This window comes from Achromobacter sp. T5-5 (genome assembly GCF_055397965.1).
On sequence record NZ_AP027919.1, the window covers coordinates 4,473,185 to 4,491,331 of the forward strand.

Sequence of the window (18,147 nt, forward strand, 5' to 3'; positions counted from 1 at the left end):
AACCAGCTCTGTGAAGCAACAGCGCCCAGGTGGCGGAATTGGTAGACGCGCATGGTTCAGGTCCATGTGCCGCAAGGTGTGGAGGTTCGAGTCCTCTCCTGGGCACCAATTAATACATCACGAGGTACCTGTCGTGATGCGCCAAAGAAAAACCCCGTACGCGAAAGCGTTCGGGGTTTTTGCTTTTTCGGGTTTTGCTTTTTGATCGATGCGCAATGATCGATGCGCAATAATCGATCCCCGGCCGATTGCCCGCAGCGGCGCAGAACGGCCGGCGGGCAAACCGGCTGGAAGGCGACCGTAAAGCCTAAGCGCCCTACTCCAGGGTGCGCGTCATCACCACGTGCGGGATGCCGGCCTCGACGAATTCCTCGCCCTCGGCCTTGAAGCCATGCGCTTCATAAAAACCGGCGGCATGCGTCTGCGCGTGCAGCACCAGCATGCGATGGCCATCGCCGTGACCCTGGCCGATCAGCGCATCCAGCAACTGGCCGCCCACGCCCATCCCGCGCGCGCGCTTGTGAACGGCCATTCGGCCGATATGGCCGTCGGGCAGCAGGCGTCCCGTGCCCATGGGCGTGCCGTCGGGCCCGTAGGCCACAGCATGCACGGACACCGCGTCGTCGTCGTCCAACTCGACTTCGGGCGGCACCTTCTGCTCGACCACGAACACCGCATGACGCACGGAATACGCGTCCTCGCGCAGGCGATCCCACGTACCCAGGGCGATACGCACCGTTGCTTGTTTATTGGCCGACATGTCCTTCCCCTACGTTGCAGCAAATGAATAACGAAATCCTACGCCGCATTCTCGCAGGGATGAAGGCGGCGCGAAAAGGGGTACGATCGCGGCTTGCCCTTGCCGCCCAGGTTCCGCCATGACGCCTGCCGCTCCTCCCGCCTGGTTGAAGGCCGCGCCCGCGCTCTTTCTCGCGCTGTGGTCCAGCGGCTTCGTGGTGCTCAAGGTGGGCCTGGCCTACGCGGATCCGCTGACGTTCCTGGCCTTGCGCTATGCCTGCGTCGTTCTCATCCTGGCGCCGCTGTTGCTTGCGCTGCGCCCGCCGCTGCCCAGCAACCCGCGCACGTGGGGGCACCTGGCGATGGTGGGCCTGCTGTTGCAGGCAGGCTACTTCTGCTTTACCTACCTGTCGCTCAAGCAGGGGATGTCCGCCGGCGGACTGGCCCTAATCACATCCCTGCAGCCCATCCTGATCGGCCTGCTGGCGCCTGCCATCGCGCATGAGCGCGTCGATGCCCGGCGTTGGGCCGGGCTGGCGCTGGGCGTGGCCGGCGCCGCGCTCGTCATCGTGGCCAAGGCCTCGATCGATGTGCTGGCGCCGTGGGGACTGCTGTTCGCGGTGGGCGCCCTGCTCTGCATCACGGGAGGCACGCTGTACGAAAAGCGATTCGGCACGCAGATTCATCCGGTCGCGTCCAACCTGGCGCAATACAGCGTCGGGCTTGCCGTCTCCGCGCCGCTGGCGTTCTGGCTGGAACCGATGCACATCGAATGGACCGCACCCCTGCTTGCCTCCCTGGCCTATCTGGTGGTGGGCAATTCGCTGGTCGCGATCACCCTGCTGCTCACCATGATCCGCCACGGGGAAGCCTCGCGCGTGTCCGCGCTGTTCTTCCTGGTGCCGCCCTGCACGGCGGTCATTGCACTGCTGATCCTGGGCGAGCCGATCCCGGCACTCGCCTGGCCGGGGATGGGACTGGCGGCGCTGGGCATTCTGCTCGTCACGCGCAGGGCGCGCGGCGCGGCCAAGTAGAATGAGCGCCTTTCCGACCTCGCGCCCCCGCCCATGAACGCCGTCGTCACCGCCGCCCTGCCAGTCTTTGCGCTGATACTGACCGGTTGGCTGGCCGCGCGCTGGCGCATCCTGGGCACCCACGCGACCGACGCCCTGAACCGGTATGTGGTCTACCTGTCCCTGCCCGCGCTGCTGTTTCGGGCGATGACGCAGGTGGACCTGGCGCACATGGCGCACTGGGGATTCGTGGGCGCCTTCGCGGGCGGCATCGCCATCACGTTCCTGGCGTCTTTCCTGCCGCGCAAGCGAGGGCCGCACACGCTGACCGACCGCAGCATAGAAGGCCTGGCAGCGTCCTACGCAAACGCCGGCTACATGGGCATCCCCCTGTGCCTCGCGCTGTTGGGCGCGGACAGCCTCGCGCCCGCCACCTTCACCACGCTGCTCACCGCCAGCGTGCTCTTCGGATTTGCCATCGCGCTCATCGAGTTCGACCGCCAGCAGACGCCCAACCTGCCCGCCACGCTGCTCAAGGTGGGACGCGCGCTGGCGCGCAATCCGCTGCTTGCCGCGCCGGTGCTGGGGCTGGCCTGGGCGGCCACCGGCGTGGCACTGCCGGATGGCGTGGACCGCTATGTTGCCCTGCTGGGCGCTTCGGCCAGTCCGTGCGCGCTGGTCACCATCGGCCTCTTTCTTGCGCAGACGGAAACGGCCAGCGCCGGCCCCGGCGTGCTGCGCCTCGTGCTGGGCAAGCTGCTGTTGCAGCCGGCCGCCACGGCGGTGCTGGCCTTTTATGTTTTCTCCATGCCCGCGTTGTGGGCCTGGACCGCCGTGCTGATGAGCGCATTGCCCATCGGCACCGGCCCGTTCATGCTGGCCAAGATGTATGGGCGCGATGCCCGCACCACCTCGCGCGCCATCCTCGTGAGCACTGTCGCTTCGGTGCTGACGGTCAGTTTGCTCGTGGCCTGGATCAGCGCCCATCCCGTCTCCTGACCCCAGCGCATGCCGGACCCATGCCGGACGCGCGCGCGTCATCGCTTCGCGTCGGAACGGCCGGCTACGCTTCATGCATTCATATAACTTCAAGTTATTAATCAAGCACGAATCTGTGGTTTGAGAGATTTGCCAGCCGGTCTAGACTGACGGCTATTTCCACGGGTGCGACTGCGCACCCGTTTGCATTTACGTTTTGATCTTCGGGATTCCCATGAGCGCCAACGCCTCCTCCCTGCCCTTGCCCTCGGCCCTGCCCCCCATCCAGATCAACCGCAAGCCGCTCTGGATTGCGGCGCTGCTGGTGCTGGCGGGCGCGCTGTACCTCAACCAGACCGTAAGCTGGCGCCAAGGCGCGCTGTGGGTGGTCGGCGCGCTGCTCGGCGTCACGCTGTACCACGCTTCCTTCGGCTTCACGCAGGCCTGGCGCGTGTTCGTGTCGGATCGCCGCGGCGCGGGCCTGCGCGCGCAGATGCTGATGCTGGGCGTGGGCGTGCTGCTCTTCTTCCCGTTCCTCGCCGCCGGCACCTTGTTCGGCCAGCCGGTGAACGGCTTTGTGTCGCCCCCCGGCGTATCGGTCGTGTTGGGCGCATTCCTCTTTGGCATCGGCATGCAACTGGGCGGGGGCTGCGCGTCGGGCACGCTCTTCGCCGTGGGGGGTGGCAACACCCGCATGGTGGTGACGCTGCTGTTCTTCATCGTGGGCTCGGTCATCGCCACGGCCCATTTCGGCTGGTGGTCCAACCTGCCGGCGCTGGCGCCCACCTCGCTCATCAAGACCTGGGGCCTCGCGCCCGCTCTCATCGCCAACCTGGCGGTCTTTGCCCTGATCGCCTGGGTCGCGACCGTGCTGGAAAAGCGCCGTCATGGCCACGTGATTTCGTTCGCGTCGCGCACCGCGCGCCCGGTCTCGCTGCTGCAGGGTCCCTGGCCGCTCATCTGGGGCGGCGTGGCGCTGGTGGCGCTGAATTTCGCCACGCTGGCGCTGGCCGGACGCCCGTGGGGCATCACGTCCGCGTTCGCGCTGTGGGGCGCCAAGACGCTGGACGCGTTGGGCGGCGACGTGGCCTCCTGGGCCTATTGGGCCAAGCAGCCGTCGCTCGCCGCGCCGCTGCGCCAGGACGTCACGACCGTCATGGACATTGGCCTGATGCTGGGCGCGCTTGCCGCCGCCAGCGCAGCGGGCAAGTTCGCCCCCGTCTGGAAGGTGCCGGCACGTTCGCTCGCCGGCGCGGTCACCGGCGGCCTGCTGCTCGGCTATGGCGCGCGCCTCGCATTCGGCTGCAACATCGGCGCCTACTTCAGCGGCATCCTGTCGGGCAGCCTGCACGCCTGGCTGTGGCTGCCGGCCGCGTTCGCGGGCAGCGCGCTGGGCGTGCGCCTGCGCCCGATCTTCGGCCTGGCCGTCGAAAAGACGCCTTCAGCGTCCAGCTGCTGAGAAACACTGTTCCAGAAAATGGCCTCCGATCCCGGAGGCCATTTTTTCGTCTGTCCGCAAACCCTGTGAATACGCCATTTTCGGCCCACAGCGGACCGGCGCGACGGCCGCGCGGCCGCCCGCGCACTCGGCGTTTCATTCATCCGCCCTACGGCTGCCCTGGTGTATGGTTGCTCCATTCCGAAACGGAGATGGACATGAACTGGATAGCCGGCCGCTACGCGGCCTTTCTGTTGACCCTGGCCGGCGCGGCGGTCACCGCGCTATTGGCCGCGACGGCGTCCTTGTGGTGGCTCGCGGCCGCCGTGCCGCTGGCGCTGCTGGGCGCGCTCGGCGTGTATGACCTGATCCAACCGCGCCACGCCATCCGCCGCAACTATCCGGTGCTGGGCAACCTGCGCTTCCTGTTCGAGTTCATCCGCCCCGAGATCCGCCAGTATTTCCTGGAAGACGACACCGAGGCCGCGCCCTTTTCGCGCGCCCAGCGCTCCATCGTCTACCAGCGCGCCAAGCGGGAAATCGACAAGCGCCCTTTCGGCACCCAGGAAGACGTCTACGGCGACCGCTACGAATGGATCAATCATTCGATGTCGCCCTCGCATATCAACGACACCGACTTTCGCGTCACCGTGGGCGGCCCCGACTGCACGCAGCCCTATTCCATGTCGGTGTTCAACATCTCGGCCATGAGCTTTGGCGCCTTGTCGGCCAACGCCGTGCTGGCATTGAACGAAGGGGCGCGGCAAGGCGACTTTGCCCATGACACCGGCGAAGGCGGCATCAGCCGCTACCATCGCCAGCCCGGCGGCAGCCTGGTGTGGAACATCGGCTCGGGCTACTTCGGCTGCCGCGACGAGCAGGGCGCGTTCTCCGAAGAGGCGTTCGTGCGCAATGCCTGTACGCCGCAGGTCAAGATGATCGAGATCAAGCTGTCGCAAGGCGCCAAGCCCGGCCACGGCGGCATCCTGCCCGCAGGCAAGGTCACGCTGGAGATCGCCGAGGCGCGCGGCGTGGCGCCCTGGCAGGACTGCAACTCCCCCGCCAGCCACTCGGCATTCGACAGCCCCATCGGGCTGATGAAATTCGTGGCGCGCCTGCGCGAACTGTCGGGGGGCAAGCCGATCGGCTTCAAATTCTGCGTCGGGCATCCCTGGGAATGGTTCGCCATCGTCAAAGCCATGCTGGAAACCGGCATCACGCCGGACTTCATCGTGGTCGATGGCGCGGAAGGCGGCACCGGGGCGGCGCCGGTCGAGTTCGTGGATCACGTGGGCACGCCGCTGCGCGAAGCCCTGCGGCTGGTCCACAACACGCTGATCGGCGTGAACCTGCGGGACCGCATCAAGCTGGGCGCGTCGGGCAAGATCATCACCGCCTTCGACATGGCCCGCGTGATGGCGATGGGCGCGGACTGGTGCAACGCGGCGCGCGGGTTCATGTTCGCCATCGGCTGCATCCAGGCCCAGGCGTGCCATACCGGCAAGTGTCCCACCGGCGTGACCACGCAGGACCCGCTGCGGCAACGCGCGCTGGTCGTGCCGGACAAGTCGCAGCGGGTGGCCAACTTCCACAAGAACACACTGCATGCGCTGGCCGAACTGCTGGCGGCGGCGGGATTGACGCACCCCGGCCAGTTGCGTCCGCACCATATCGCGCGCCGCATCTCGCCCAGCGAAATCCGCCTGCTGTCGGCCCTGTTCCCCGAACTGGCGCCCGGCGAACTCTTGCGCGGCGAGTTCCGGCACCAGGTGTTCCGCGCGGGCTGGGCCATGGCGCAGGCGCATTCGTTCCAGCCCACCCATGACATCACCACCGCCCTGGCGCGGGAACACGCGGCGCAGGCCGCCGCCGCGGGCACCTCATGACGCCGCGCGCGACTGCGCCTACAGCCAGCGCTCGAAAATGCGCGAGAAAGACTCCATGAAGCGGTCGTCCAGGCCGCGCTCTTTCCAGGCCTCGGGCGTGATCTGGACGGCATCGGCCACGTCGCGCTGGAACAGCGCCTCCATCTCGGCCGCAAACTCGGGGCCCAGCACGACCGCATTGACCTCATAGTTCAGCGCGAAGCTGCGCCAATCCATGTTGCTGGAGCCCACGGTGGACCAGACGCCGTCGACCACCGCCGTCTTCGCATGCAGCAGCGCGTCGCGCCGCTCGTAGATCTTGACGCCGGCGCGCAGCAGATCGGTGTAGTGCGAGCGCCCCGCGTGGAACACCAGCGACGAATCGCTGAAGCCCGGCAGCACCAGCACCACATCCACGCCGCGCCGCGCCGCGGACTCGAGCACCTCGATGAAGGCCGGGTCCGGCACGAAGTACGCCATCGTGATGTGGATGGACTTCTGCGCGCTTTCGAAGGCGGACATCAGCGTGAGGTACACCGTGTAGCCATCGCTGCGGTCGGGCTGGTTGGCGAGGATACGCACGGTGGTGTCGCCGACGGGCGGCGCGACATGCGAGTCGCCCCACTTGATCGGCTCCTTCGCCTGCGAGGCCCAGCCCGCCTGCAGCACCTGTTCAAGCTGCGCCACGGCCGGGCCTTCGATGCGCAGGTGCGTATCGCGCCACGGCGCGGATTCCGCGTCCTTGGGCGGGTCGCCGGCCTTGTCATCGCCCGAGCCGCCGCCTGAGCCGGACCCCACGCCGGAACCACCGCCGCCCGACAGCGACGACGATTCGTACACGCTGCTGACGTTGATGCCGCCCAGGTATCCCACCTTGCCATCCACGACCAGCACCTTGCGGTGATTGCGCTGGTTCGGCGACCAGCCGGCGCGCGCCCGCGCCGGATTGACGGGATTGAAGACCGCCACCTGGATGCCGGCATCGCGCATGCGCTGGAACAGCTCATCGGGCGTCTTGATCGTGCCCACGGCATCGACCATCAACGAGACCTCGGCGCCCCGCTCGCGAGCCGCCATCAGCGCCTCGGCAAAGCGCGCCCCTTCGGCGTCGTCGTCGAAGATGTACGTTTCCATGTGGACATACCGGCGCGCCTGGCCGATGGACTGGAGCATCGCCTTGTACGTGCTGGGCCCATCCGCCAGCAGGCGCACGCGGTTGCCTTTCACCAGCGGCGCGCCGCTGACGGCCTGTTCTACCGCCAGGTGACGGGCGAGAAAATCATCCTTCGGGGTCTGCGGGTCCGCCGCAATGCCTTGCCCGCGGCGATAGCTGTCCTGCGCGGCGTCGGCGGACAGGCCCGCCTGCGCCGCGCGCGCCTTGCGCTCCTGCGTGTCCGGCACGCTGGCACAGGCGGCCAGCGCGGATGCGACGCACACGAGCAGGGCCGTGCGCGCCCATCGGCACGCACCGGACGCCATCGTCCGCCAGCCACTGCGCGGCCCAACCCGGCTCAAGGCCGGACATGGACTCATGATGCAGCGTTAGCGTCGATTGCCCGCCACGAGGATGCAGCCAAGCACGGCGCCCACCAGGGCCGCCACGCCGACCGACTTCCAGGCATGCTCATGCACGTATTCGTCCGCGTAGGCCGTGGCGCGACGTGCGCGCTCGCGGGCAGCGCCTTCCCACAGGCCGGCGGACTCACGCGCCTCTGCAAGCTGGCGCTTCAGGCGCGAACGCGCCGCATCGATTTCGGAGCCCGTGTACGAAGCCGTCGAACGCAGAAGGTCTTCCGTACCGGCGAGCAGCTCGTGCAAGCTGTCATTCACACGTTCACGATGCAAAGCCATTTCAGCGCGCTGGTGCTTTCGATTCATGGTAGCTCCTTTATTTTTGGGGCCGCCCCGGCTAGCGCCCGCATCGCCTGATGCAACGCAGCATCGCCATGGGCCGCGGAAACGACTTCCGCATGGCCGAAGCCCCATTGTCCACACCATCGGCCGGCACTGCCCGAGCTTTCGCAACCAGCCGTAAACCGATATTTCAGCGGAGCGAAACTTGCTGATCGCAAGGGGCGGCACCTGGGCGGGGTCGCGCCGCATCCCTCGCCGTTCTCCGCAAAACCTGATTTCGATTTCGTAAAAGTCCATTGCATTCAGAGGCTTGGCGCTTGACACGCAAACCCCCTCAACCGCCACAATAGGTCTTCTCAATGCGCTTCAACCGCCCCAAAAGGAACTGAACGCATGGTTTCTCCTTCTGCACTTTTTGCCGCCGCCGCCCCTGAATTCCTCGCGTCCGAGCCGCAGCATCCCAGCGCCGAACAGATCGAACTGCATGACGGGCTGCTGGACCGACCCGCGCACATCGATCCCAAGTTCCTTTACGACGCGCTCGGCTCATCGCTCTTCACGGCCATCACGCAACTGCCCGAGTACTACCCCACCCGCTGCGAAGATGAAATCTTTCAGCGTCACGGGGCCGATATCGCGCGCCACATCGGGCCGGTGCAGGCGATGATCGACCTGGGCGCGGGCGACTGCGTCAAGGCCGAGCGGCTTTTTCCCAGCCTGCGGCCCAGTCACTATGTGCCGGTCGACATCTCGGCCGATTATCTGCAGACGGCCGTGCGCCGGCTGCAATTGTCGTATCCCGACCTGCGGATCACGGCGGTGGGACAGGACTTCTCCCACGAACTCGCATTGCCCGCCGACGTTCCCGCCGAGCAGCGGCTGTGCTTCTACCCAGGGTCGAGCATTGGCAACCTGGGCCCGGATGACGCCTATGCCATGCTGTGCCGGATCCGCGAGGCCTGTCCCGGCGGAGGACTGTTGGTGGGCGTGGACCGCGTCAAGCCCCGGAGTGTGCTGGAACCGGCCTACGACGACGCCCTGCACCTGACGGCGGCGTTCAACCTGAATCTGCTGCGCCACGTCAACGCGGTGCTCGACAGCGATTTCAATGTCGAGGACTGGCGGCATGTAGCCGTCTTCAACAGCGAACGCTCGCGCGTCGAAATGCATCTCGAAGCCCAGCGCGCGCTGCACGTCACCTGGCCCGGCGGCCACCGGGAATTCAAGCGCGGCGAGCGCATCCACACGGAAAACTCCTACAAGTTCACCCCGCAGGCATTCAGCGACCTGCTCCACCGCGCGGGCTTTCGCGATGTCGCGCATTGGTCCGACACCCGCGGCTGGTTTTCCGTTTTCAGCGCCCGCGCCTGACGCGCGACCGCCCACCCCGCATCTTGAGGATCGACATGGACCCCGCATGCCTGCTGACCCACCCCGCCCTCGGGCCTTACGCCAGCGGACAGGCCGGACAACACGACCGGTACGACGCTGTGCGCGCCACCACCACGGCCCTGGCGGCCCCGCTGAGTCCGGAAGATTGCCAGGTGCAATCCATGCCGGACTGCAGCCCCGTCAAATGGCATCTGGCGCACACCACGTGGTTCTTTGAAACCTTCCTGCTGGCGCGCTTCGATGCTGCCCGCCCGCCATTTCATCCGCAGTACCGGATGCTGTTCAACTCCTACTACAACGCCGTCGGCGCCAAGCATCCCCGGCCGCAACGCGGCCTGCTGTCGCGACCGCCGCTGTCCGAAGTGCTGCAGTACCGCCAGCATGTGGACGACGCGATGCACGCGCTGATCTCGCGGCTGGGCGGCAATGATCCGGATTTCGATGCGCTGCTCGAACTGGGCCTGAATCACGAGCAACAGCACCAGGAACTGATCCTGACCGACCTCAAGCACATGCTGTCGGCCAATCCGCTCAAGCCGGCCTACGTGGCGCCGGGTCCGCCCGCGATGCCACCGGCCACGCCCGCGGGCTGGACCCGCTACGAAGGAGGCATCACGCGCATCGGCCACGACGGCCACGGCTTTGCCTTTGACAACGAAGGACCGGCCCACGACGTGCTGCTGACGCCCTTTCAACTGTCCGACCGCCTGGTGACACAGCATGAGTACCTGGCCTTCATGCAGGATGGCGGATACCAGCGGCCCGAACTGTGGCTATCGCTGGGATGGGACATGGTCTGCGCGCAGGGCTGGCGCGCCCCGCTCTACTGGGAGGGCGACCGCGACGCATGGCGCATCTTCACCCTGCGCGGCATGCAGGACCCCGACCTGCAGGCGCCCGTCACCCACGTCAGCTATTTCGAAGCCGACGCGTACGCGCGCTGGGCGGGCGCGCGCCTGCCACGCGAAGCCGAATGGGAACACGCCGCGCGCCAGTTGCCGGACGGCACATTCTCCGCGCGCGCCAACATGCTGGAAAACGGCCACCTGGCCCCGCGCCCCGCCCCCGCGCGCGATGGCCAGGGCGGTCCGGTGCAACTCTTCGGCGATGCCTGGGAGTGGACCTCGAGCGCCTACGACGCGTATCCGGGCTTCCAACCCAGCGCCGGCGCCGTGGGCGAATACAACGGCAAATTCATGTGCAACCAGTTCGTGCTCCGAGGGGGCTCCTGCGCCACGCCGCGAGACCACATCCGCGCCAGCTACCGCAACTTTTTCCCTCCCGAGGCGCGCTGGCAGTTTTCCGGCATCCGTCTTGCGCGCGACGCCTGACGGAGCGTTCGGGAAGCCGCGCCTGCACGCAGAAAGGTGCGAGTCAAGGCGCCCAAAAAAATCCAAGCCCGGCCGCTTGCACTCGCAAAAAACTTCGTGCTAGAATTTCGTTCTTCGTTGATCAGCACTTGCAGCGCAAACTGACCAGCGAGAAAAGGATGGCGCATTAGCTCAGCCGGTTAGAGCGACGGAATCATAATCCGCAGGTCCCCTGTTCGAATCAGGGATGCGCCACCAAAGAATTCTCTGAGAAATCAGGACAAAAACGCCACCCTTACAGGTGGCGTTTTTGTTTTTGGTCTGCCATCTTTCAACCGAATGTCAACAGCGGTGCATGGCTGTATGTACTTGGCGCGGACGCGTTCAACGACTTCCCATCGCCCTCTCGGCGCATCCGAACGCGCGCACAGCGTGATGCCGAGCACCAACACGAGCAGCAAAGACCTCATTTAGCTATGAGATAGAAATTGCGTGCAAGCACGCGATAGGACCTTGACACCGTCAACAGTCCGCATCGGAGGGTTCTTGTGGGCCGCCAAATTTAGCCGAAGCGTAGCCCCCAACGGGCTATCAGCAGGCGAGAATCCGCTTGACCTCTTCGAAGAAGGACGCGGCGGTGTGCCCCAAGAGCATTGGGTCCACAGATCTCCATAGCTTTCGGAAGGCCTCGTCAGAATCGGCACCGTAGTTGGCCACAAAGGCGTTCATTTCCAAACACACCTTGCGAACTTGCTCCGCGCTGGACCCGTCCTTGTAATCTCGAACAACTTCTTCGATGGTTTCGCCATTGTCACCCCAATCTTGATGAAACCAGCCACCCATGAACTGCTCGAGTTCGGGATACTGACCACGAGAAACGATCATAGAATCAGTCCAAATAGGCGGTTAAGATGAAGTACGGCATGCCATTGTAGATTTGTCTTTTCAGGACGATCACAAGCTCCGTTCCTCTGACCACTTCTTTAGCGCCGCGGTTAAGCACAAATCCGATATCGCCGGCCACTCTCCCGTACAAAGTTAGCTTTTTGCTGCCAGATGTCAGAGATGCCCACGTCTCCACGCGCGCTGTCTCCCGACGCATAAGCGTGTTTATTGCATGCTCCGCATCCGCGACCGAATGAAAGGTCGACGCTGCTGCCAGTTTTGGGTTCGCACGCAGACGGGCCTCAAGAAACTCCTTTGTTTTACCGACATGCTTGGCAAGTGTGTGACCTCCAATCCCACCGGTTACCACCGCTTCATGCCTGGATAGAGAGATCCGCCCGGCAACGATGCTCGATACGCGGGCGGCTTTGATAGCACCCGCGAACCCCACCGGCACTCCAACCTCGGCAGCCAGGCCAAGCGCCCGACCCGAACCAGGTGTGGCACCGAGTCTGCCAGCGAGTTCGGCAAAACCGCGATCCGTAAGCGTTCGGATCTCGCGTCCAGTCCAAACCTTTTGCAGACCGGTTGACGCGGTATCAATTCCGTGGCCGCCCAGAACCACACAACCAACCTTTGTCGCACCGGTCGGTTCCGGCACTGCGCACAGGGCTGCACCGCCGACCATTTCCGCTACGCCCGCAACAAGCGTCAGACCACCCCAAAGCCGATTTGAGAGTGTCGATTCACTGCTGATCGAATCGCCTTCCAGAATTGCCGCGAGTTGCACCGGCGTGAGCACGACGCTAATGCTCGATTGTTCGTCCATTTGTACACCCCATCTTTGACAGAGTGACAAATGTCACGAAACGCCCACCCGGAGTCGATCAGTGCTGTCTGAGACAGCGTCAATCCCGGCTCCGCATGGAGAAGCGGAGATCTTCAATGGCAATCAGGCTGTCAACATAGCGTCAACACCATAGCGGAACAAAGCGTAACCATAGCGAAGACAGGACGCCCTAAGTCTTTGATTGCCAAGGCAATGATGTCCTAATGCGGTTCAATAGAACTGAATCATGATCCGCAGGTCCCCTGTTCGAATCAGGGATGCGCCACCATGAATTTCAAGGCCCGGTTGAACTGCCCCCCCCGAAAGTTGGACGAAATCCAACCTTCGGGGGGTTTTCATGGTGACCTTCCCCAGTAAATTGGGCAGTTCAAAACTGGAGGGTGGCTGCAGGGGCCTTTTGCATTTCAACTCCTGGATATCAACTCCGGGATATCAACGCCGGACATCAACCCCGGATATCAGAGCCGGATATCAAACCCGATACACCGCATCCCGGCGACGACCGCCCCAGGTTGCCGCCAGACTGGCCACGAACGCGCCGATCAGCATCGACGCAAAGCCCCACAACGCGAACGCCGCGGCAGCCTTGCGGGCGGTGTCGGCCGCTTCCTTGGCTTTCTGCTTGGCGTCCTCGGCCGCCTTCTTGGCGTTCTGGATGGCCTGATCGACGCGGCGTTGCGCCACCGCGGGTTCCACGCCCGCCTGCGCCGCAACCACCTTCACGACGTAGTCGCGGTCCTCGGGCGTCATGTCGCCGCGCGTGACGCTCATCGCCACGATACGGCCGACTTCGGCGCGCGCCGCCTCGGGATCCGCCGTTGCCTCCGGACGATCCGAGCGCAGCAGGCTGTCGGTCAGATAGTCGGTGGCGCGTTCCATGCCGCCCCCGCTCGCCCCGGCCGCCGCAGCGGCCGTGGCAGCCGTGCCTGCCGTGGCCGCCACCGAGGCGCCAGCCTTGGCCACACCTGACGCCATGGATGCCAGGGCAGAGCCCAGCAGCGCTGCGCTGACGATCGCGCTCAGGGCCCACACCAGAAAGCCGTGCGCGGTGTCGCGGAAGTAGACTTCGTCCGAGTGCACGTCGACCCATTTGGTCCGCAGGCGTCCGGCGACGTAGCCGCCGATGCCGTAGGAAACGATCTGGGTGAACAGCATCCAGACGATGATGCCAATGCCGATGGCCGGGGCCGACATGCCCTCATCGCCCCACGGCGACACCGACAGGAAGCCCAGACCCGTGCCCCCGGCGAAGAGCGCGAGCGAAAGCGCGGCGGCGATCACCGCGCCGGCGAAGACCGCCGCCCACGAAACAGCCGAAATGGCCGATTCGCGGACAGGCAGGCCGTCGGCGTAGGGTTGGCTCAATGAAGACGAATTTTCCATGATCGATCCTTGTTCATAGTCTTATGCAACCGCATGAACGCGGCGGATAACGAGTCAGCGGTTAGTGCCAGAACAATGCCAGCAGGATGATGATGGGGATGGGCACGCCTAGCAGCCACAGCAAGATGGAGCGCATGGAAACCTCCTTGTTTCGATGATGGAATCGGGATCGCGCGACGCAGGCCGCAATCAGGCCAGGTCGATGGTGCCCGGGGCGCGAGGATCCGGCGCGGGCGGCGTGGGATCAATGACGTCGGGGTTGTCCGTGGGACGGCCCGGATCCGGAAGCGGATCGTCCTCGGGCGGATTGCCGGGCAGAGCCGGATCGTCGGGTTGAAGATCGCCCGGCTGGCCGGGTTCGCGGTGCGGGAATTGGGACATGGTTGCATCTCCTCAAGCGGCGCTCATGCGCCTTGCCTGAGCTTCAGCAAACCGCGTTCCCGGCGCCCTGCCCGTGTCGTGCAACGTTGAGCGGCCTTGGGCATCTGCCCTGGTCACAAACGCGCGGCGCGTCAGTCCTTGCGCCGTCCCCCGCCTTGCGCAGCGGACGGCTGCGGCGCCTCGCCGCCCAGGAATGCCATGACGGCAGACTTGCCCGCGGCCGAGGCCTCGTCCAGGCTGGCGTAGCGCTTGTCGGAGTAATTGGTGCTGCGCACATTTCCCGATTCAGGATCGAGCAGCGTGATGATCCAGGCGAATTCGCCGGGAGAAAGCTGGCGGACCTGCAGGGTGGCGCGCGTGCCGGGACGCAATTCTTGCGTCATCTTGCGGCCTTTTCGGTATTTCGATGACGCCATCGTAGCGCAATCCGCCCCGCCGTCGCGAGCCGCTCCCGCCTCGCCGAAAATGCTGCGCCCGCACATGTTTTTCATGCTGCAGACCCCGAGGCAAATACGCCACAAAGCGCTTGCCGCAGCAGGAAAACCCTAGGGTGCAGTCCGCAAATACAGGCGCACAATCGACACAAACAGAGAGACCGCTCAGCGGCGCCGCATCCCTTTAATCAGGCGAGGACGGAGACAACATGACTTACTTGGCAGTTTTCATGAGCTGTTTGATGGTTATGGGTATCGTCGCGTTGGTGATTCAAACGATACGCAGCGCAGGGCCCGAGCCCTGGCTGAAGATATCGGCGGCGATCGTCAGTTCCACCTTTGCATCGTTGCTGCTGGTCCCGTTGGGATTCGCGGTCGCCCTGACGATGCTCATCGAGTAATCCCCCTTCTGAAGGCCAGGCCCGGACTAACCGTTGCGGGCCGGCCTGCCGCGCGTCGCCGCCCAGCACACCAGCGAGCCGGCGGTGACCATAGCCACGCCCTGCCAGAACGACAGGGTGAGCGGCGTCGACAGCCACACGGCGGCGAAGAAGGTGGAGAAAACCGGGGTGAAGTATGACGCCGTGGCCAGCAGGGTGAGGTTGCCTCGCAGTATCCCCACGTTCCAGAACGCATAGCCGGCGGCCATCGCGCCCCCGGCCACGCATAGTTCGAGGGTGGCGGGCGCCGTGAACACCAGCGAGGGTTCCGCGCTGAGCAGGTACTTGATCCACAGGACCGCGGCGGTCAGCATGAAAAACAGCGCGACGCCATTTTTGCCATCAGCAAAACGCTTCGTCACGTTGCAGTACACGGCCCAGATGATGGCGCCGCTGAAGGCCAGGCCATAACTCAAAGGATTGCTCGACACATTGGCGGCGGTGCGTTCGAACGACAGGCCGCCGGATCCACCCACGACCCACACGATGCCGCAGACCGACAACAAGATGCCCGGCGCCACCCACACGCTTGCCCGCTGGCCGTTGATGAGCATGGCAAATATCACCGTCAAACACGGCCAGAGGTAATTGACGATGCCCAGTTCGATGGCTTGCCCACGATCGACCGCGAAACCCAGCGACAGCGAGAGGCATATCTCATAGGCGACGAACAGCACGCTGCCCACCACGAGATAAGACCGGGGAAATGCGCGCAGCTTGGGAAAGCCGAGCAACAACACCAGCAACGCCGCACCCACCGTATAAATCAGCGCGGCGCCGCCTATCGGTCCAAAATTTTCACTGACGCCGCGAATCAGGCCGACGACAGTGCCCCACAGCAGCACCGCCAGCAAACCCAGGGTAGTGGCCGCGTTACGGCCAGGAGTCCATTGCATTACCGTTTCCAATTGCTTGCCACACCTGCCCGCCGCACCTGCCCGCCCGCAGGCCGGCGCGGCGCCAAGGCGGCAAGTTTAGCGAAAACCGAATGGAGAATAAGCTGCATGGCCATTTCAATACGCAGGATGAGCGACGTACTGGCAAGCACGGATTCGGGCCGTCTCTACCGCATCGAAGTGTTTTTGCAGGCGGACGAGCCCGAGGCCGGCGCCGCGCCGCGCGCCGGTTCGCGCTACATCCTCAGGACTTCCGAGGGAGACCATGTGATTGCGCTGGACGACAGGCGCTACCGCCTGAGGTCGGGTGAAGTCCTGACCGCCCTGCCGCCGCCGCGCCACGACATCTGACGGGCGCGCGGCGAGGCCCGGCCTCAGGGGTCCAGGGCCACCCGCCGCTTGCCCAGGCCCTTGGCCCGATACAGCAACACGTCCGCGCGCTCCAGGAGCTGCATCATGGTCGTGCCCGATCGCGGATACTCGGCGATGCCTATGCTTGCCGATACGGCGACGCGGACGCCCGGATACGGCAGCGACAGGCTCTCGACAAGGGCCTCGGCCACATGCCGCGCATGCTCTCCGCTGGCGCCCAGCAGCAGCACCGCGAACTCGTCGCCCCCCAATCTTGCCGCCACGTCGGACACCCGGATGGCGCTCGCCATGCGGTCTGCCGCCTCCTTGAGCACCGTATCGCCCGCGGCGTGGCCGTGCATGTCGTTCACCGCCTTGAAGCCGTCCAGATCGATTGCCAGGATCGAGAACGCGTCGCCGCTGCGCTGCGCCACCGCCAGTTCCCGCATCACCAGTTCGCCGAACAACACCCGGTTGCACAGGCCGGTCAGGGGATCGTAGTGCGCCAGGTGCTGCGCGCGCGCCAGCATGCGCGACGCCTGCAACATGGCCGCCCCGACTTCCTGGGCTTCCTTCACGCGTGTGGCCGGCAGTTCCACCGTGCGGCCCTCGCCCAGCGCCACGGCGGGCGCGACCAGCCCGTGCACAGCCGACGTCAGCCGGCTTGCCAGCCGCAGCGCCAACCACAATCCCAGGCCGAACACACACAGCGTGCCCAGCGCGATCCACGCAATGGAGCGGTACAGGCCCGTGGTCAACAATTGCGTGGGCGCGCCGGCCACGACCGTCCAGCCCGACAGCGACGACCGGCTGAACGCCGTGTAGACCGGTGAGTCCTCCTTGGTGATGGTTTCGAGCGAACCCTCGCTATCCTGCTGCATGGCGCGTGCCAGCGCGGGCACCGCCTTTTGGCCCACGAACCGGGACGTGTCCCGGGTCCGCGCGACGATGGTGCCGGACTCGTCCAGCACCGCCGCCACCCAGCCCTCGGGCAGCGCACGCCGGCCCAGCACGTCGGCGATGCTCTCGGGCGACAGCGCTACATTCAGGCTATAGACCACTTCTTCGTCGCGCAGCACGGGCACGCCCAGCGCAATGGTGGGCCTTTTGGTGAGGCCGCCGACAAACAGGCCGGTGAGCACCGGGGCACGCGACTGGAAGACGCGCAGCAGTTCCTTGGGGGCACTGCCCGCCGGCAAGGCCGCGCCATAGGGCACCCGCGTGTTGAGGATCTGGCGTCCTTCCTTGTCGGTCAGGACGTAGCTGTCGGCGATCTGGAATCGCACGGCGTCGCGCGCGCGCCGATGAAATCCCTCCAGGTCCCCGCCCACCAGGTCGGGAGACGAGGCGAGCATCTGCAGGCCAGCCTCGACGCCGGTGAGCTCGCGGTCGAGGATGGCCGTGAGATTGCGCGCCAGGAAGATCGTGTCGCGGTAGATCCGGTCCTTCTGTACGACGTAGCTTTCGTAGACGGCAACGGTCGCCACGATCAGCGCCGGGGTGATGCAGGCAAAGACAAGCACCAGCAGGCCCGTCTTCATGGAATAGCGGCGCGGCTGGCGCGGGCGCGCGCCACCGGGTTCGTCGCCGTCAGCCGGGGCGCGGCGCGCCGCCGGGGCTGCGCGTCCCGAACCTGCCGCCGTGCCTGCTGATTTCCCCGTTTTTTCCGCGCTAGCTGTCTTCAAGGTCCGGCGTCCCCGCGAACTGGCTCTTGAGGAGCGTCAACGCCCCTTTTTCAGCCAGCGCCTCGTTGGGAAACACGTGCTTGGTGTCTTCAAGCACAGGAAAGCCGAAGACCCGCGCACGGACGTGGTAGCCCTCGGGTGTTTCCGCGAATTCGATGTCGAAATTGCGCTCTTCGATCCAGCCCGACCGATGCAGTTTCCATTCCATATTCCATGCGCTCCTGGTTGGCGAGGTTGACACGAACGGCCGGCGG

Annotated in this window: 19 protein-coding genes and 2 tRNA genes; 10 read left to right on the forward strand and 11 right to left on the reverse strand. The window is 65.3% G+C overall.

Going from position 1 to position 18,147, the window contains the following annotated elements; genetic code table 11:
* Positions 1 to 23 precede the first annotated feature (23 nt).
* Positions 24 to 108: transfer RNA gene (locus ACZ50Q_RS20265), tRNA-Leu, on the forward strand.
* Between the two features lie 208 nt (positions 109 to 316).
* Here the strand turns inward: ACZ50Q_RS20265 and ACZ50Q_RS20270 are convergent.
* Complete coding sequence (locus ACZ50Q_RS20270) at positions 317 to 760, reverse strand: GNAT family N-acetyltransferase (protein WP_092581647.1); 444 nt, start codon at positions 758 to 760, stop codon at positions 317 to 319.
* Between the two features lie 118 nt (positions 761 to 878).
* On the opposite strand from ACZ50Q_RS20270, the gene ACZ50Q_RS20275 reads away from it, so the two are divergent.
* The 4 genes from ACZ50Q_RS20275 to ACZ50Q_RS20290 all read left to right on the forward strand — a co-directional run bounded on the left by ACZ50Q_RS20275 (position 879) and on the right by ACZ50Q_RS20290 (position 6,053).
* Positions 879 to 1,772 (forward strand): DMT family transporter, encoded by an 894-nt coding sequence (locus tag ACZ50Q_RS20275; protein WP_464079399.1) that lies wholly within the window; start codon positions 879 to 881, stop codon positions 1,770 to 1,772.
* Between the two features lie 33 nt (positions 1,773 to 1,805).
* Entirely contained in the window at positions 1,806 to 2,750 is a 945-nt protein-coding gene (locus tag ACZ50Q_RS20280) for an AEC family transporter (protein ID WP_076519793.1), read from the forward strand.
* A gap of 214 nt (positions 2,751 to 2,964) precedes the next feature.
* Positions 2,965 to 4,188, forward strand: coding sequence for a YeeE/YedE family protein (locus ACZ50Q_RS20285; RefSeq protein ID WP_464079400.1), 1,224 nt, complete (start codon positions 2,965 to 2,967; stop codon positions 4,186 to 4,188).
* 197 nt (positions 4,189 to 4,385) lie between these two features.
* The gene (locus ACZ50Q_RS20290; RefSeq protein WP_092581649.1) at positions 4,386 to 6,053 is read left to right on the forward strand and encodes an FMN-binding glutamate synthase family protein; all 1,668 of its coding nucleotides are present in this window, start codon (positions 4,386 to 4,388) and stop codon (positions 6,051 to 6,053) included.
* Between the two features lie 18 nt (positions 6,054 to 6,071).
* On the opposite strand, the gene ACZ50Q_RS20295 is transcribed toward ACZ50Q_RS20290, so the two are convergent.
* Together ACZ50Q_RS20295 and ACZ50Q_RS20300 are read right to left on the reverse strand one after the other, a co-directional pair.
* Entirely contained in the window at positions 6,072 to 7,511 is a 1,440-nt protein-coding gene (locus ACZ50Q_RS20295; protein ID WP_464079401.1) for a phospholipase D-like domain-containing protein, read from the reverse strand.
* Between the two features lie 63 nt (positions 7,512 to 7,574).
* Positions 7,575 to 7,910, reverse strand: a complete 336-nt coding sequence (locus tag ACZ50Q_RS20300) for an ElaB/YgaM/YqjD family protein (RefSeq protein WP_076519790.1) — start codon at positions 7,908 to 7,910, stop codon at positions 7,575 to 7,577.
* Between the two features lie 369 nt (positions 7,911 to 8,279).
* Here ACZ50Q_RS20300 and egtD point away from each other — a divergent pair, with 369 nt between their 5' ends.
* The 3 genes from egtD to ACZ50Q_RS20315 all read left to right on the forward strand — a co-directional run bounded on the left by egtD (position 8,280) and on the right by ACZ50Q_RS20315 (position 10,846).
* Positions 8,280 to 9,257 (forward strand): L-histidine N(alpha)-methyltransferase, encoded by a 978-nt coding sequence (gene egtD / locus ACZ50Q_RS20305; protein ID WP_092581651.1) that lies wholly within the window; start codon positions 8,280 to 8,282, stop codon positions 9,255 to 9,257.
* Positions 9,258 to 9,292: 35 nt separating this feature from the next.
* Positions 9,293 to 10,609, forward strand: coding sequence for an ergothioneine biosynthesis protein EgtB (egtB, locus tag ACZ50Q_RS20310; RefSeq protein WP_464079402.1), 1,317 nt, complete (start codon positions 9,293 to 9,295; stop codon positions 10,607 to 10,609).
* Positions 10,610 to 10,769: 160 nt separating this feature from the next.
* A tRNA-Met gene (locus ACZ50Q_RS20315) sits at positions 10,770 to 10,846 on the forward strand.
* 333 nt (positions 10,847 to 11,179) lie between these two features.
* On the opposite strand, the gene ACZ50Q_RS20320 is transcribed toward ACZ50Q_RS20315, so the two are convergent.
* From ACZ50Q_RS20320 to ACZ50Q_RS20340, 5 genes are all read right to left on the reverse strand, one after another.
* The gene (locus ACZ50Q_RS20320; protein WP_464079403.1) at positions 11,180 to 11,473 is read right to left on the reverse strand and encodes a contact-dependent growth inhibition system immunity protein; all 294 of its coding nucleotides are present in this window, start codon (positions 11,471 to 11,473) and stop codon (positions 11,180 to 11,182) included.
* A 4-nt stretch (positions 11,474 to 11,477) separates the two neighbouring features.
* Positions 11,478 to 12,302: an RNase A-like domain-containing protein gene (locus tag ACZ50Q_RS20325; RefSeq protein WP_464079404.1), complete on the reverse strand. Its 825-nt coding sequence runs from the start codon at positions 12,300 to 12,302 to the stop codon at positions 11,478 to 11,480.
* Between the two features lie 492 nt (positions 12,303 to 12,794).
* Positions 12,795 to 13,706, reverse strand: a complete 912-nt coding sequence (locus ACZ50Q_RS20330) for a hypothetical protein (protein WP_464079405.1) — start codon at positions 13,704 to 13,706, stop codon at positions 12,795 to 12,797.
* Between the two features lie 189 nt (positions 13,707 to 13,895).
* Entirely contained in the window at positions 13,896 to 14,087 is a 192-nt protein-coding gene (locus tag ACZ50Q_RS20335) for a hypothetical protein (protein WP_076519786.1), read from the reverse strand.
* A 131-nt stretch (positions 14,088 to 14,218) separates the two neighbouring features.
* Positions 14,219 to 14,470 (reverse strand): hypothetical protein, encoded by a 252-nt coding sequence (locus tag ACZ50Q_RS20340; RefSeq protein ID WP_464079406.1) that lies wholly within the window; start codon positions 14,468 to 14,470, stop codon positions 14,219 to 14,221.
* Positions 14,471 to 14,730: 260 nt separating this feature from the next.
* Here ACZ50Q_RS20340 and ACZ50Q_RS20345 point away from each other — a divergent pair, with 260 nt between their 5' ends.
* Positions 14,731 to 14,922 carry a hypothetical protein gene (locus ACZ50Q_RS20345; protein WP_076519785.1) on the forward strand — a complete coding sequence of 64 codons (192 nt, stop codon included), beginning with the start codon at positions 14,731 to 14,733 and terminating at the stop codon, positions 14,920 to 14,922.
* 26 nt (positions 14,923 to 14,948) lie between these two features.
* Here the strand turns inward: ACZ50Q_RS20345 and yddG are convergent, their stop codons facing one another.
* Positions 14,949 to 15,857: an aromatic amino acid DMT transporter YddG gene (gene yddG / locus ACZ50Q_RS20350; RefSeq protein WP_464082020.1), complete on the reverse strand. Its 909-nt coding sequence runs from the start codon at positions 15,855 to 15,857 to the stop codon at positions 14,949 to 14,951.
* A gap of 108 nt (positions 15,858 to 15,965) precedes the next feature.
* Here yddG and ACZ50Q_RS20355 point away from each other — a divergent pair, with 108 nt between their 5' ends.
* Complete coding sequence (locus tag ACZ50Q_RS20355; protein ID WP_076519783.1) at positions 15,966 to 16,208, forward strand: 6-phosphofructokinase; 243 nt, start codon at positions 15,966 to 15,968, stop codon at positions 16,206 to 16,208.
* Positions 16,209 to 16,231: 23 nt separating this feature from the next.
* Here ACZ50Q_RS20355 and ACZ50Q_RS20360 read toward each other — a convergent pair whose 3' ends face one another.
* The gene (locus ACZ50Q_RS20360) at positions 16,232 to 17,749 is read right to left on the reverse strand and encodes a sensor domain-containing diguanylate cyclase (protein ID WP_464079407.1); all 1,518 of its coding nucleotides are present in this window, start codon (positions 17,747 to 17,749) and stop codon (positions 16,232 to 16,234) included.
* A 130-nt stretch (positions 17,750 to 17,879) separates the two neighbouring features.
* Positions 17,880 to 18,101 carry a hypothetical protein gene (locus ACZ50Q_RS20365; RefSeq protein ID WP_092581656.1) on the reverse strand — a complete coding sequence of 74 codons (222 nt, stop codon included), beginning with the start codon at positions 18,099 to 18,101 and terminating at the stop codon, positions 17,880 to 17,882.
* Positions 18,102 to 18,147: the final 46 nt, after the last annotated feature.